Source organism: Streptomyces sp. NPDC031274 (assembly GCF_055570235.1).
Genome location: NZ_JBVIHP010000015.1, coordinates 222,402 through 238,090 on the forward strand (window position 1 = coordinate 222,402; position 15,689 = coordinate 238,090).

A 15,689-nucleotide genomic window follows, 5' to 3' on the forward strand; every position below is an offset into this window, starting at 1 on the left:
AACTCCAGGGAGTGTTCGTGCAAGTGCGGTGGCCGGGGGGAGCGGGCAGGTCAGGAGATGCCGAACTCCTTGCCGAGCAGGTCGAACACCTCGTCGTCCGTTGCGGCTTCCAGGTCGTCGGACTCCTGCGCGGCGGCGTCGGCACGGTTGTCGCGCCACACGGCGAGGAGCGCCGACAGACGGGCGCCGACCCGGTCGTCTTCGTCGTCGCCGGGCTTGATCGAGGCGAGGCCCGCCTCGATGCGGCTCAGCTCGGCGAGCAGCGGTGCCACCCCGTCGGGCTCTTCGATGACGAGCGCGTCCGCGATGTGGCCGACCAGGTCGAGCGCGGTCGGGTAGTCGAAGATCGCGGTGGCGGGCAGGCGCAGGCCGGTGGCGGCGCCGAGGCGGTTGCGCAGTTCGACCGCGGTCAGCGAGTCGAAGCCCAGCTCGGTGAACGCGCGCCGCTCGTCGACCGCTCCGGCGCCGGGGAGCGCCAGTACGGCCGCGACGTGCGTGCACACCACGTCCACCAGGGCGGACGTCCGCTCGGACGGCGGCAGCGCCGCGAGCCGGTCCCGCAGTGCTGCCGCGGGGTCGACCCCAATCTCCGCCGTCCTGCGAGCCGTCGTACGCACCAGGCCGCTGAACACCGGCGGTGTCACCGGGAGTTCGCGTACGGCCCGCAGGTCGAGCCGCATCGGTACGACGACGGGGTCATCGCCCAGTGCCGCCGCGTCGAACAGCTCCATGCCCTCGTCGGCGGACAGGCCCGCGGCGCCACCCTCGGCCATCCGGGCGCCCATGCCGTCCTCTCCGGCCCACAGGCCCCACGCGAGCGACGTCGCGGGCAGGCCCTGTGCTCGCCGGTGCTGGGCGAGCGCGTCCAGGAACGCGTTGGCAGCGGAGTAGTTGGCCTGGCCGGGGTTGCCCAGCGTGCCCGCCGCGGACGAGAACAGCACGAACGCGCAGAGGTCAAGGTCGCGGGTGAGCTCGTGCAGGTTCAACGCCGCGTCGACCTTGGGCCGGAACACCGTGTCGATGCGCTCGGAAGTCTGCGACCCGATCACACCGTCGTCCAGGACACCCGCCACGTGCACGACGGCCGTCACGGGGTGCTCGGCGAGCAGCGCCGCCACCGCGTCCCGGTCCGCCACGTCACACGCCACGGCGGCGACTTCGGCACCCAACGCTTCCAATTCACCGCGCAGGGCGCCTACTTGACCGCGCCTACTGGCGAGCACCAGCTGCCGCACCCCGTGCCGTACGACCAGTTGCCGCGCCACGAGGCCGCCGAGCATCCCGCTCGCACCGGTCACAAGGACCGGCCCAGAGCCGAAGCCCGCCCCCTCCTCCACTGCGGGACGGGTCCGCACGAGCCTGGGCACGAACGTCTCACCGGCGCGTACGGCCAGCTCGGGCTCCGCGCCCACGACGGCCGGCTTCCAGCTGTCCTCGTCGTCGACGTCCACGAGGACGAAGCGGTCCGGGTTCTCCGCCTGCGCCGTCCGCAGCAGACCCCACACCGCGGCCGATGCCAGGTCCGCCACGTCGTCCTCGGCACCCACCGCCACGGCGCCGCTGGTCACCAGCACGAGACGCGACGCCTCGCAGCGGTCGTCGGCCAGCCAGCCCTGCACCAGTTCGAGCGCGGTGTGCACCTGCCGACGCACCACGCCCGCGTCCACCTCACCGGATCGCGCGCACCGCACCACGACGTTCTCCGGCAGCGACTCGCCCGCGTCGAGCGCCGCTCGCACGGCGCCCCAGTCCGCGAACTCCGCCACGGAACCGGCACTCCCGGTCGCCGCCGCAGCGGCCACCCAGTCGAGCCGGAACAGCGACTCGTGCCCGCGTGCCGTCTCCAGCGAACCCGGCGACACCGCGCGAAGCACCAGCGAGTCCACGGTCGCGACCGGGGCTCCGGAGCCGTCGGCGACGGCCAGGGCCACCGCGTCAGGCCCGACCGCGGTCACCCGCACCCGCAGCGTCGTCGCGCCCTCGGCGTGCAGGCGGACCCCCGTCCACGCGAACGGGAGCCGTCCGTGCTCGACCGGGGGCAGCACGCCGAACGCCACCGTGTGCAGCACCGCGTCGAGGAGTGCCGGGTGCACGCCGAACCCGGCGACGGCCGTGTCCTGGGGCAGTGCGACCTCGGCGAACACCTCGTCGCCCTTGCGCCACACCGACCGCAGGCCCTGGAACACCGGGCCGTAGGCGAAGCCGCCGTCGGCCATTCCGTCGTAGAAACCGTCGAGGTCCACGGTCTCCGCGCCCGTCGGCGGCCACTCACCGAGGTCGGCGGGAGCAGCGCCGTCACCGGCGAGGAAACCGCTCGCGTGCCGGGCCCACGGCAGGTCGCCGCTCTCGTCCCTGGCGTGGACCGCGACCGGACGCCGTCCTGACTCGTCCGGCGCGCCGACCCGTACCTGGACCTGCACACCGCCGTGCTCGGGAAGCACCAGCGGCGCCTCAAGGGTCAGCTCCTCCACCGAGGCGCAACCGACCTGGTCACCGGCGCGTACCGCAAGCTCGACGAACGCCGTGCCGGGCAGCAGGACCGACCCCATGATCTCGTGCTCGGCGAGCCACGGATGCGTCCGCAGCGACAGCCTGCCCGTGAGCAGGACGGTGTCCTCGTCCGCGAGCGCGACCGCGGTGCCGAGCAGCGGGTGGTCGGCGGATCCGAGACCGAGCCCGCTCGCGTCGGTGGCGGGTCGCACGCTCGTGTCGGGCCAGAACCGCTGGTACTGGAAGGCGTACGTCGGCAGTTCCACGCCGTAGCCACTGCCGGAGAAGTAGCCGGCCCAGTCGACGTGCACGCCGCGCACGTGCAGTTCGGCGAGCGCCGTCATGAGGGCGCCGTCCTCCGCCCGGTCGCCGCGCAGCACCGGTACGAAGGCCGCGTCCGGCAGGGACTCCTGCCCGAGCGCCGACAGCACGCCACCGGGGCCGATCTCGACGAGGACGTCCGCGCCCATGTCGGCCACGGCGTCGGCGAACCGCACGGACTCGCGCACGTGCCGCACCCAGTACTCGGCCGAACCCAGCTCCTGTACGGAGGCCGACCTGCCCGTCAGTGTGGAGACGATCGGGATGGTGGGTGCCTCGTAGGACACCTCGTCAAGTACCCGGCGGAAGTCGTCGAGCATCGGCTCCATCAGCGGTGAGTGGAAGGCGTGACTGACCTTCAGGCGAGACACCTTCCGGCCCGCCGCGCGCCACCGCTCGGCGACCGCCTCGACATCGGCGGTGATCCCTGAGAGGACCACCGAGGTGGGGCCGTTGACCGCGGCGACACCGACGGTCTCCGGCAGGTCCGCGGCGACCTCGTCCTCGGTCGCCTGGATCGCGACCATGGCCCCGCCCGCGGGGAGCGCCTGCATCAGCGCACCACGCGCCGACACCACCTTCACGGCATCAGCAAGCGACCAGACACCGGCCACGTGCGCGGCGGCCAACTCGCCGATCGAGTGCCCGGCCAGCACGTCCGGCCGGATGTTCCACGACTCAAGGAGTCGGAACAGCGCGACCTCGACGGCGAACAGCGCGGGCTGCGTCACCCCGGTCTCGTTCAGGGCGTCGGCATCCTCGCCGAACAACACCTCACGCACCTGCGGATCGCACGTGCCAAGAACCTCGTCCAGAGCCGCGGCGAACACGGGGAAACGGGAGGCCAGTTCGCGGCCCATACCGAGCCGCTGCGAACCCTGACCCGAGAACAGGAAGCCGACCCGGTGCTCATCCGTGACACCCAGCACGACTCCGCTGCCCGGCCGTCCCTCGGCGGCGTCGGCGAGTCCGGCCGTCAGGTCGGCCACGTCACGGCCGACGACGGCGAGTCGGTGCTCGAACCCGGACCGCGAGGTCGCGAGCGCGCGGGCGACCTCCGCCGGGTCGACGTCGGGCCGCGCGGCCAAGTGGTCGCGCAGTCGCACCGCCTGGTCGCGCAGGGCGCTCTCGGTGCGGCCGGAAAGGAGCCACGGACCGGTAGGCGCGTCGGGAGTCTCGGAGGCCTGGGGCGTGTCGATGTCCGACGGGGACTCGATGATGACGTGCGCGTTGGTGCCGCTGAAGCCGAAGGAGGACACTCCCGCCCGTCGGGGCCGGTCCGCCTGGGGCCACGCCTTGGCCTCGGTAAGGAGTTCCACGGCGCCCGCCGACCAGTCGATGTGCGGCGAGGGCTCGCCTACGTGCAGCGTCTTCGGCAGTACGCCGTGCCGCAGTGACATCACCGTCTTGATGACGCCACCCACGCCCGCGGCTGCCTGAGTGTGGCCGATGTTGGACTTCAGCGAGCCCAGCCACAGCGGCTCACCCGCACGGTCCCGCCCGTAGGTGGCGAGCAGCGCCTGCGCCTCGATCGGGTCGCCCAGCGTGGTGCCGGTGCCGTGCGCCTCGACCGCGTCCACGTCCGACGGCGTCAGGCCCGCGCTCGCCAACGCCTGGCGGATGACCCGCTGCTGCGAAGGGCCGTTCGGAGCGGTGAGCCCGTTGGACGCGCCGTCCTGGTTGATCGCCGAGCCACGGACCACCGCGAGCACCGGGTGTCCGTTGCTCCGGGCGTCCGAGAGACGTTCCAGTACGAGCATGCCGACGCCCTCGCCCCAGCCGGTGCCGTCGGCATCGGCGGAGAACGACTTGCACCGGCCATCGGCGGAAAGACCCTGCTGGCGGCTGAAGTCGACGAACGCGCCGGGCGTCGCCATGACGGTGGCACCACCCGCGAGCGCGAGCGAGCACTCCCCCGACCGCAGTGCCTGCGCCGCCAGGTGCAGCGCGACGAGCGACGACGAGCACGCCGTGTCCACGGTCATCGCGGGGCCTTCGAGGCCGAACGTGTAGGACACGCGGCCGGACGCCACGCTGCCCGCGTTGCCCGTACCGAGGAAGCCCTCACTGCTCTTCGACACGCCGTGCAGCTGGGAGGCGTAGTCGTGGTACATGATGCCCGCGAACACGCCGGTCGCGCTGCCCCGCAGCGACCTGGGGTCGATGCCCGCCCGCTCGAAGGCCTCCCAGGAGGTCTCCAGGAGCAGCCGCTGCTGCGGGTCCATGGCAAGGGCCTCGCGGGGCGAGATCCCGAAGAACGTCGGGTCGAACAGGTCGGCGTCGTGCAGGAAGCCGCCCTCGCGGGTGTAGGAGCTGCCGTCGCGTTCGCCCGAGGGATCGTAGAGGGCCTCCATGTCCCAGCCGCGCTCGGTCGGGAACGGGGTGATGCCGTCGGCTCCGTCGAAGACCAGTCGCCACAGGTCCTCCGGCGAGCGGACGCCACCGGGGTAGCGGCAGCTCATGCCGACGATCGCGATCGGCTCGTCGGTCACGGCCACGGCCGTGGCGGTGGGTGCCGCGACGACGGGGGCGCCCGCGAACTCCGTACCGATGAACCCGGCGAGTGCCGCGGGGGTTGGGTAGTCGAAGACCAGCGTGGCGGGCAGGCGCAGGCCCGTGGCCAGGTTGAGCCGGTTGCGCAGGTCGACGGCGGTCAGCGAGTCGAAGCCCAGCTCGGTGAATGCCTGGCCGAGCGAGACCGCCTCGGGACCGGCATGGCCGAGCACCGCTGAGGCCTGGGTGCGGACGAGGTCGAGGAGCACCCGCTCGCGTTCGTCATCGGCCAGCGACGCGAGGCGGTCGCGGAGCGCCGCGGCGGGGTCGCCTCCGCTCTCCGCCGCCCTGCGGGTCGTCGTCCGCACCAGGCCGCTGAACACCGGCGGTATCACCGGGAGTTCCCGTACGGCCCGCAGGTCGAGCCGCATCGGTACGACGACCGGGTCGGTCCCGGAGACCGCGGCGTCGAACAGCGCGACGCCCTCCTCGGCGGACAGGCCGGTCGAGGCGGCATCCGCCACCTTGGCGCCCATGCCGTCGGCCCACAGGCCCCAGGCAAGGGATGTCGCGGGCAGGCCCTGGGCGCGCCTGCGCCGGGCAAGGCCGTCGAGGAACGCGTTGGCCGCCGAGTAGTTGCTCTGGCCGGTCGCGCCCAGGGTGCCCGCCACCGAGGAGAACAGCACGAACGCCGTCAGGTCCAGGTTCAGGTCGCGGGTCAGCTCGTGCAGGTGGTTCGCCGCGTCGACCTTGGGCCGGAACACGGTGTCGACCTGGTCCGGGGTCAGCGAGCCGATCGTGGCGTCGTCGAGCACACCGGCGGTGTGCACGACGGCCGTCACGGGGTGCTCGGCGAGGAGCGCGGCCAGCGCGTCCCGGTCCGCGACGTCGCACGACGCGAACGTCACGTCGGCGCCCTGCGCGAGCAGTTCCGCACGCAGTTCCTCGGCGCCTTCCGCCGTCGCCCCGCGCCTGCTTGCCAGGACCAGGCGTCCGACGCCGTGGCTGCCGACGAGGTGCCGGGCGACGAGACCGCCGAGGGCACCCGACGCGCCGGTCACAAGGACCGAGCTGTCCGGGCCGAACGCCGGGTCGGTGTCGGCCACTTCGGGCCGCACCCGCGCCAGACGGGCCACGAACACCCGACCGTCCCGCACGACGGCCTGGGGTTCGCCCGTCGCGAGCGCCGACCGCCAGCCGTCATCGTCGTCGACATCCACAAGGACGAGGCGATCCGGGTCCTCCAACTGGGCGGACCGCACCAGTCCCCACACCGCGGCCGATGCCAGGTCCGCCACGTCGTCCTCGGCGCCCACGGCGACAGCGCCACGCGTCACAAGGACCAGCCGCGACGCCACGCACCGGTCATCGGCCAGCCAGGCCCGCACCAGCTCCAGGGCACTCAGCGTCCGAGAGCGCACGCCGTCCACGTCGCCGGACTCGGAGCACCGCACCACGACGTTCTCCGGCAGCGACTCGCCCGCGTCGAGCGCCGATCGCACGGCCGCCCAGTCCGCGAACTCCGCCACCGGACCGGTACTCCCGGCCGACACGGCGGCGGGCACCCAGTCCAGGCGGAACAGCGAATCCAGGCCCTGCCGCGACAGCGTCGCCGCCGTCACCGGCCGCAGCACCAGCGAGTCGATCGTGGCCACCGGAGCGCCGGAGCCGTCCGCGACCGCCAATGACACCCCGTCCGACCCCGCGGGCGTCAACCGCACCCGCAGTCCCGTCGCGCCCGAGGCGTGCAGTCGTACGCCCGACCACGAGAACGGCAGCTTGCCGGGACCGTCCGTCTCGCCCATCAGGCCGATGGCGTGCAGCGAGGCGTCGAGGAGCGCCGGATGCAGACCGAAGCCGTCCACTCCCGCGCCGTCCGGCAGCGCGACCTCGGCGAACACCTCGTCGCCCTTGCGCCACGCGGCCCGCAGTCCCTGGAACACCGGCCCGTAGCCGAAACCGCCGTCGGCCATGCGGTCGTAGAGACCATCGAGGTCCACGGCCTTGGCCCCGGCCGGCGGCCAGGCGCCGACGTCGGCCGACGGCACCTCGGTGCTGCTCACGAGCGCACCGCTCGCATGCCGCACCCACAGATCACCGCCGTCGTCCCGCGCGTGCACCGTCACCGAACGCCGACCGGACTCGTCCAACACGCCGACCTGCACCTGCACCCGTACGCCACCGCGCTCGGGCACCACCAACGGCGCCTCCAGCGTCAGCTCCTCCACCAGGTCGCACCCGACCTGGTCACCGGCGCGCACCGCCAGTTCGAGGAACGCCGTGCCGGGCAGCAGGATCGAGCCCTGGATCACGTGATCGGCCAGCCACGGGTGGGTCGCCACCGACAACCGGCCGGTGAAGAACTGCCCGTCCGAGTCGGCCGTGTCGACGAACGCGCCGAGCAGCGGGTGACCGGCCGAGCCGAGCCCCGCGGCGTCCAGGTCGCCTGCCGACACCCCGGCGTCCAGCCAGTAGCTCTGGTGCTGGAACGCGTACGTGGGCAGGTCGACGCGGCGCGCGCCACGACCGGCGAAGAAGGCTTCCCAGTCCACCCGTGCGCCCCACGTGCTCAGTTGGGCCACAGCGGAGACCAGCGCGGGCTCCTCCGGGCGGTCGTTGCGCAGCACCGGGACGAACCCGGCCTCCGGAGCCGACTCCTGGCCAAGCGCGGAGAGCGTTCCGCCCGGGCCGATCTCGACGAAGGTCGCCATGCCCTCGTCCACGAGCGTGCCGACGGCGTCGGCGAACCGCACCGACTCGCGCACGTGCCGCACCCAGTACTCCGGAGACATCAGCTCCTCGGCGGACGCCCGGACACCGGTCAGCGTCGACACGATCGGGAGCACGGGCGTCTCGTACGACACGCCATCGAGGACCTGGCGGAACTCGTCGAGCATCGGCTCCATGAGCGGGGAGTGGAAGGCGTGGCTCACGCGAAGGCGGGTGACCTTGCGGCCCGCCTCGCGCCAGCGCTCCGCGACCGTCTCCACATCGGCGGTGATCCCTGAGACGACCACCGAGGTGGGGCCGTTGACCGCGGCGACACCGACGGTCTCCGGCAGGTCCACGGCGACCTCGTCCTCGGTCGCCTGGATCGCGACCATGGCGCCACCGGACGGCAGCGCCTGCATCAGCGCACCACGCGCCGACACCACCTTCACGGCGTCGGTCAGCGACCAGACACCCGCCACATGCGCCGCAGCGAGTTCACCGATCGAGTGGCCCGCCAGCATGTCGGGGCGCACACCCCACGACTCAAGAAGCCGGAACAACGCCACCTCGACCGCGAACAACGCAGGCTGCGTCACCCCCGTCTCGTTCAGGGCGTCGGCATCCTCACCGAACAACACCTCCCGCACCTGCGGATCGAACGCGCCAAGAACCTCGTCCAGAGCCGCAGCGAACACCGGGAAACGGGCGGACAGTTCACGCCCCATGCCCAGCCGCTGCGAACCCTGACCCGAGAACAGGAATCCCACACCGCCCACGGCGACGGACCCGGCGACCAGTCCGGGGAACGGCCGTCCCTCGGCCAGTGCGGTGAGCCCGTCAAGGAGCGTCGTGCGGTCGTCGCCCACGACAACAGCCCTGTGGTCGAAGGCCGATCGCGTCGTCGCCAATGAGTAGCCGACGTCCAGCGCACCGGCTCCCGGCCGGCCCGCGCTCTCGCCCGTGACGTGCTCGCGCAGCCGGATCGCCTGCTCGCGCAGCGCCTCCGGGCTCCGTGCGGACAGTACCCACGGCAGGGCGCCGTCGGCCGGAGCGCCGCCGACCGGGGCGCCACTGACCGGGGCCGGGCGGCGGTCCTCGCTCGGTACGTGCTCGATGATGGTGTGCGCGTTCGTCCCGCTCACGCCGAACGACGACACAGCGGCCCGGCGCAGGCGACCGGTCTCCGGCCACGCCTTGGCCTCGGTCAGGAGCTCGATGTCGCCCGCGGACCAGTCCACGTTCGTTGAGGGCTCGCCGACGTGCAGGGACTGCGGCAGTACACCTTCCCGCATCGCCATGACCATCTTGATCACACCGGCGACACCGGCGGCGGCCTGCGTGTGGCCGATGTTCGACTTGATCGAGCCGAGCCACAGCGGCTCACCGGTGCGGTCCTGACCGTAGGTCGCAAGGAGGGCCTGGGCCTCGATGGGGTCGCCGAGCGTGGTGCCGGTGCCGTGTGCCTCGACCGCGTCCACGTCCGACGGCGTGAGGCCCGCGCTCGCGAGCGCCTGTCGCATGACGCGCTGCTGCGACGGGCCGTTGGGCGCGGTGAGACCGTTGGACGCGCCGTCCTGGTTCACCGCGGAACCACGGATGACAGCAAGGACGGGGTGTCCGTTGCGGCGGGCGTCCGAGAGCCGCTCCACGAGGAGCATGCCGACGCCCTCGCCCCAGCCGGTCCCGTCGGCGTCGTCGGAGAACGACTTGCAGCGGCCGTCGGCGGACAGGCCGCGCTGGCGGCTGAAGTCGACGAAGGTCGCCGGGCTCGCCATCACGGCGACACCACCGGCGAGCGCCATCGAGCACTCCCCCTGGCGCAGTGCCTGGATCGCCCAGTGCAGGGCCACGAGGGACGAGGAGCACGCGGTGTCGACGGTGACGGCGGGCCCCTCTAGGCCCAGTGCGTAGGCGACGCGCCCGGAGGCGACGCTGCCCGCCCCGCCGGTGCCGAGGTAGCCCTCGACGTCCGGCGCGACGGAACGCAGTCGGGCCACGTAGTCGTGGTACATCACGCCCGCGAACACGCCGGTCGCGCTGCCCCGCGCTGTCTCCGGGGCGATACCGGCCCGCTCGAAGGCCTCCCAGGAGGTCTCCAGGAGCAGGCGCTGCTGCGGGTCCATCGCGAGGGCCTCGCGGGGCGAGATCCCGAAGAACGTCGGGTCGAACAGGTCGGCGTCGTGCAGGAAGCCGCCCTCGCGGGTGTACGAGGTGCCGATGTGCTCGGGGTCCGGGTTGTACAGCGCGTCCAGGTCCCAGCCGCGGTTGACGGGGAACTCGCTGATGGCGTCGTCGCCGTTCAGGACGAGTCGCCACAGGTCCTCGGGCGAGTTCACGCCGCCGGGGTAGCGGCAGCTCATGCCGACGATCGCGATCGGCTCGTCGGTCACGGCGCCGGTCTTGCGGGTGGGCGCCACGACGACGGGCACGCCCGCGATTTCGGTGCCGATGAACGCGGCGAGAGCGGCCGGGTTCGGGTGGTCGAAGACCAGCGTGGCGGGCAGGCGCAGCTCGGTGGCGGCGTTGAGGTGGTTGCGCAGTTCGACGGAGCTGAGCGAGTCGAAGCCCAGTTCCTGGAACGCGCGGCCGGGTGCGACGGCGTGCGCCGAGCTGTGGCCGAGCACAGCGGCGGCGGTGGTACGGACGAGGTCGAGCAGTGCCTTCTCGCGCTCGGCCTCGGTCATGCCGGCGAGGGACTGCGCGAGGGCGGTCCGAGCGGCGGCGGGGTCGACGGTCCTGCGCGCGGTGCCACGCACCAGGCCGCGCAAGAGGTGCGGTACGGGGTGGGAGCGGGCCTGCTTCTGCAGAACCGACAGGTCCAGGGGAACCGGCGCGAGGAGCGCACGCCCTGTGGAGGTCGCCGCGTCGAACAGCGCCAGGCCCTGGGCCGCGCCGATCGGGATCGCGCCGCCGCTGGTGATCCGCCGTACGTCGGCCTCGTCGAGGCTGCCCGCCATGCCGCCGCCCGAGGCCCACAGGCCCCACGCGAGCGACGTCGCGGCAAGACCGGCCGCGCGGCGGTGCTGGGCGAGCGCGTCCAGGAACGCGTTGGCGGCCGCGTAGTTGCCCTGACCCGCGCCACCGAACACACCGGCGGCGGACGAGAAGAGTACGAACGCGGACAGGTCCAGGTCGCGGGTCAGGTCGTGCAGGTTCCAGGCCGCGTCGACCTTGGGCCGGAAGACGGTGTCGATCCGGTCCGGAGTCAGTGAGCCGATGGTGCCGTCGTCCAGCACACCGGCGGTGTGTACGACGGCGGAGATCTCGTGCTCGGCAAGCAGTGCCTTGAGGGCCTCGCGGTCAGCCACGTCACATGCCACATACGTGACTTCGGCGCCCTGCGCGACCAGTTCGGCACGCAGTTCCTGCGCACCCTCGGCGCTGGCGCCGCGCCTGCTCACCAGGAGCAGATTCCGTACGCCTCGCTCCGCGACCAGGTGCCGGGCGACAAGGCCACCCAACGTGCCCGTCGCACCGGTCAGCAGCACCGCCCCCGAACCGAAGCCCGGGTCGTCCACCACGGACCGGCGGGCCCTGGCCAGGCGCGGTGCCCTGGCAGCGCCTGCTCGCACCGCCAACTGCGGCTCACCGGTGGCCAGCGCGGACGGCAGTACGTCCAGCGAGGCGGTCTCCTCATCGAGGTCCACCAGGACGATCCGGTCCGGGTTCTCCGACTGGGCGGAGCGCACCAGACCCCACACCGCCGCCTGCGCGACGTCACGTACGTCTTCATCGTCCGTGGCGCCGATCGCGCCGTTGGTCGCGATGACCAGGCGTGACGCGTCGAACCGCTCGTCATTGAGCCAGGACTGGACCGTGTTCAACGCCCAGTACGCCGCTTCATGCGCACCGGCGACCGGGTCGGACCCAGAAGTGACCGGGCACGGCAGAACGGCGAAGTCAGGCAGTTCCGCCGAGTCCGCCAGTGCCTCCAGGTCGGTCCACTCGACCGTCGGTACGTCTGCCGGTACGTCTGCCGATACGTCGCTGTCGGACAGGGGCACCGAGACCCAGTCGACGCCGAACAGCGCGTCGTCTCGGTCGTCACCGGCGCCCTGGACCGGTGCGGCCGGGCGCAGCACCAGCGAGTCGATCGTGGCCACCGGAGCACCGGAGCCGTCCGCGACCGTCAGTGCCACTCCGTCAGCGCCTGTGGGCACCAACCGCACCCGCAACGCCGTCGCACCCGAGGCATGCAGCCGCACACCCGACCATGCGAACGGCAGCTTCCCGGGAGCGTCGGCCTCGCCCATCAGCCCGATGGCTTGCAGCGTCGCGTCCAACAGCGCCGGGTGCAGGCCGAAGCCCTCAGCCTTCACACCGTCCGGCAGCGCGACCTCGGCGAACATCTCGTCCCCGCTGCGCCAAGCCGACCGCAGCCCCTGGAACACCGGTCCGTAGCCGAAGCCACCCTCGACCATACGGTCGTAGTAGCCGTCGAGGTCGACGACCTCCGCATCTGCGGGCGGCCACTCGACCAGCGAGGCCCCGACGGAGCGACCTGCCGCCCCCAGCACGCCGGTGGCGTGGCGGGTCCACGAACGGCCGTCGTCGGTGTCACCCACGCTGGAGTGGAAGCTCAGCTCACGCCTGCCCGACGAGTCCTCGGCACCGACCCACACCTGCACCCGCACGGAACCGTTCTCCGGCAGGACGAGCGGCGCCTCCAGCGTCAACTCCTCGACCAGATCGCACCCGACCTGGTCACCCGCACGTACCGCCAGCTCCAGGAACGCCGTACCGGGCAGCAGCACCGAGCCCAAAATCTCATGATCGGCCAGCCACGGGTGGGTCTGGACCGACAGGCGGCCGGTCAGCAGCACACCGTCCGTGCCGCCGAGGGTGACGGTCGCGCCAAGGAGCGGGTGCTCGGCGGCACCGAGCCCGGCCGCCGCGACGTTTCCGATGATCGGCTGCACGTCGGGCCAGTAGCGCTCGCGCTGGAAGGCGTACGTCGGCAGGTCCGCCCACCGTGCACTGTGACCGGAGAAGAACACGTCCCAGTCCACTCGGACGCCGCGCACGTGCAGCTGTCCGGCGGCCGTCGTGGCTGCCACCGCCTCCGGGCGATCGCCACGCAGCGTGGGTACGAAAGCTGCTTCCGGCGCGGACTCCTGGCCCAGCGCGGACAGCGTCCCACCGGGGCCGACCTCGACGAACGTGCCCACACCCTCGGCGACGAGCGTGCCGACCGCGTCGGCGAACCGCACCGACTCGCGCACGTGCCGCACCCAGTACTCCGGAGACGTCAGCTCCTCGGCGGACGCGCGGACACCGGTCAGCGTCGACACGATCGGGAGCACGGGCGTCTCGTACGAAATGCCTTCAAGGACCCGGCTGAAGTCGTCGAGCATCGGCTCCATGAGCGGCGAGTGGAAGGCGTGACTGACCTTCAGGCGAGACACCTTGCGGCCCGCCTCGCGCCAGCGCTCCGCGATCATTTCTACGTCAGCGGCGACACCGGAAACGACCACCGACGTCGGGCCGTTCACAGCTGCTATGCCCACGGTCTCCGGCAGATCGGAGGCGACCTCGGCCTCGGACGCCTGGATCGCGACCATCGCGCCACCGGACGGCAGCGCCTGCATCAGCGCACCACGCGCCGACACCACCTTGACGGCGTCGGTCAGCGACCAGACACCCGCCACATGCGCGGCGGCCAGTTCACCGATCGAGTGGCCCGCCAGCATGTCGGGGCGCACACCCCACGACTCAAGAAGCCGGAACAACGCGACCTCGACCGCGAACAACGCAGGCTGCGTCACCCCCGTCTCGTTCAGGGCGTCGGCATCCTCACCGAACAACACCTCCCGCACCTGCGGATCGAACGCGCCAAGAACCTCGTCCAGAGCCGCAGCGAACACCGGGAAGCGGAAGGCTAGTTCACGCCCCATGCCCAGCCGCTGCGACCCCTGACCCGAGAACAGGAAACCCAACCGACCAGGCTCATCGGCGACCCCTGCGACCGCCGCGCCGGTCGACCGTCCCTCGGCCACGGCCGCCAGAGCGGCCAGCAGCTCCGACCGGTCCGCACCGACCACCACGGCGCGGTGCTCAAGCACCGCCCGCGAGGACACCAACGCACGGCCCACGTCCGCCACGGTCAGCTCAGGAGCCGTGTCCGCGAAAGACTTGAGTCGCGCCGCCTGCTCCCGCAGCGCCTCGGCACTCCGCGCCGACAACACCCACGGCACAAGACCGCCGTCAGGCACCGGCGCCGGAGCCTCCGCCTGCTCCACCACGGGAGCCTGCTCGATGATGGTGTGCGCGTTGGTGCCGCTGAACCCGAACGACGACACACCCGCCCGCCACGGCCGGTCCGCGGCGGGCCACTCGCGCTCGTCGGTGAGGAGTTCCACCGCACCGGCGGACCAGTCGACGTGGGGCGAGGGCTCGTCCACGTGCAGGGTCTTGGGCAGTACGCCGTGTCGCATGGCCATGACCATCTTGATCACACCGGCGACACCGGCGGCGGCCTGCGTGTGGCCAAGGTTCGACTTGATCGAGCCGAGCCACAGCGGCCGGTCGGCGGGGCGGTCCTGACCGTAGGTGGCGAGGAGCGCCTGGGCCTCGATCGGGTCGCCGAGCTTGGTGCCGGTGCCGTGTGCCTCGACCACGTCCACGTCGGCCGATTCCAGGCCCGCACTCGCCAGGGCCTGGCGGATGACGCGCTGCTGCGAGGGACCGTTCGGCGCGGTCAGGCCGTTGGACGCGCCATCCTGGTTCACCGCCGAACCACGCACGAGGGCAAGTACCTGGTGGCCGTTGCGCTGAGCGTCCGAGAGCCGCTCGACGAACAGCATGCCGACGCCCTCACCCCAGCCGGTGCCGTCGGCGCCGGCGGCGAACGCCTTGCAGCGGCCGTCCACAGCGAGACCGCGCTGGCGGCTGAACTCGACGAACGAGGTCGGCGTGGACATCACCGTCACGCCACCCGCGAGGGCCAGTTCGCACTCGCCCCTCTGCAGCGCCTGCACCGCCAGGTGCAGAGCCACCAGGGACGACGAGCACGCCGTGTCCACCGTCACCGCGGGTCCCTCAAGACCGAAGGTGTAGGACAGGCGACCGGAGGCCACGCTGGCCGCGTTGCCGGTCGCCACGTAGCCGCCCATGTCGTCGGCAGCCGCGCCGAGCACCCAGCCGTAGTCCTGCATGTTCGATCCCACGAACACGCCGACGCGCTCACCGCGCAGCGAGTTCGGGTCGACCCCTGCCCGCTCGAACGCCTCCCACGAGGTTTCCAGGAGCAGTCGCTGCTGGGGGTCCATCGCGAGGGCCTCACGCGGCGAGATCCCGAAGAACGCCGGGTCGAACGCGCCCACGTCCTCCAGGAACGCGCCCGAACGCGAATACGAGGTCCCCACCCCATCCGGGTCGGGGTCGTACAACGCTTCCAGGTCCCAACCACGATCGGTCGGGAACTCCGACACCGCGTCCCCACCCGACAGGACTACGTCCCACAGCTCCTCCGGGCTCGACACACCACCCGGGAAACGGCAGGCCATCGCCACGATCGCGATCGGCTCATCGGTCGCGCTGGACACGGCCACGGACGTGGAGGCGGTGGGGACGACGCCGGACAGTTCGGTCCGCAGGTACGCGGCCAGGACCGCGGCGTTGGGGTAGTCGTAGACCAGCGTGGCGGGCAGGGCGACACCGGTGGCCTCACTCAG

General features: G+C 72.3%; 1 protein-coding gene. It reads right to left on the reverse strand.

The features are described 5' to 3' along the window. Nucleotides 1-50: 50 nt before the first annotated feature. On the reverse strand, nucleotides 51-15,689 hold a 15,639-nt coding region (locus tag ACZ5CR_RS24375; protein ID WP_468860738.1), incomplete at its 5' end, for an SDR family NAD(P)-dependent oxidoreductase.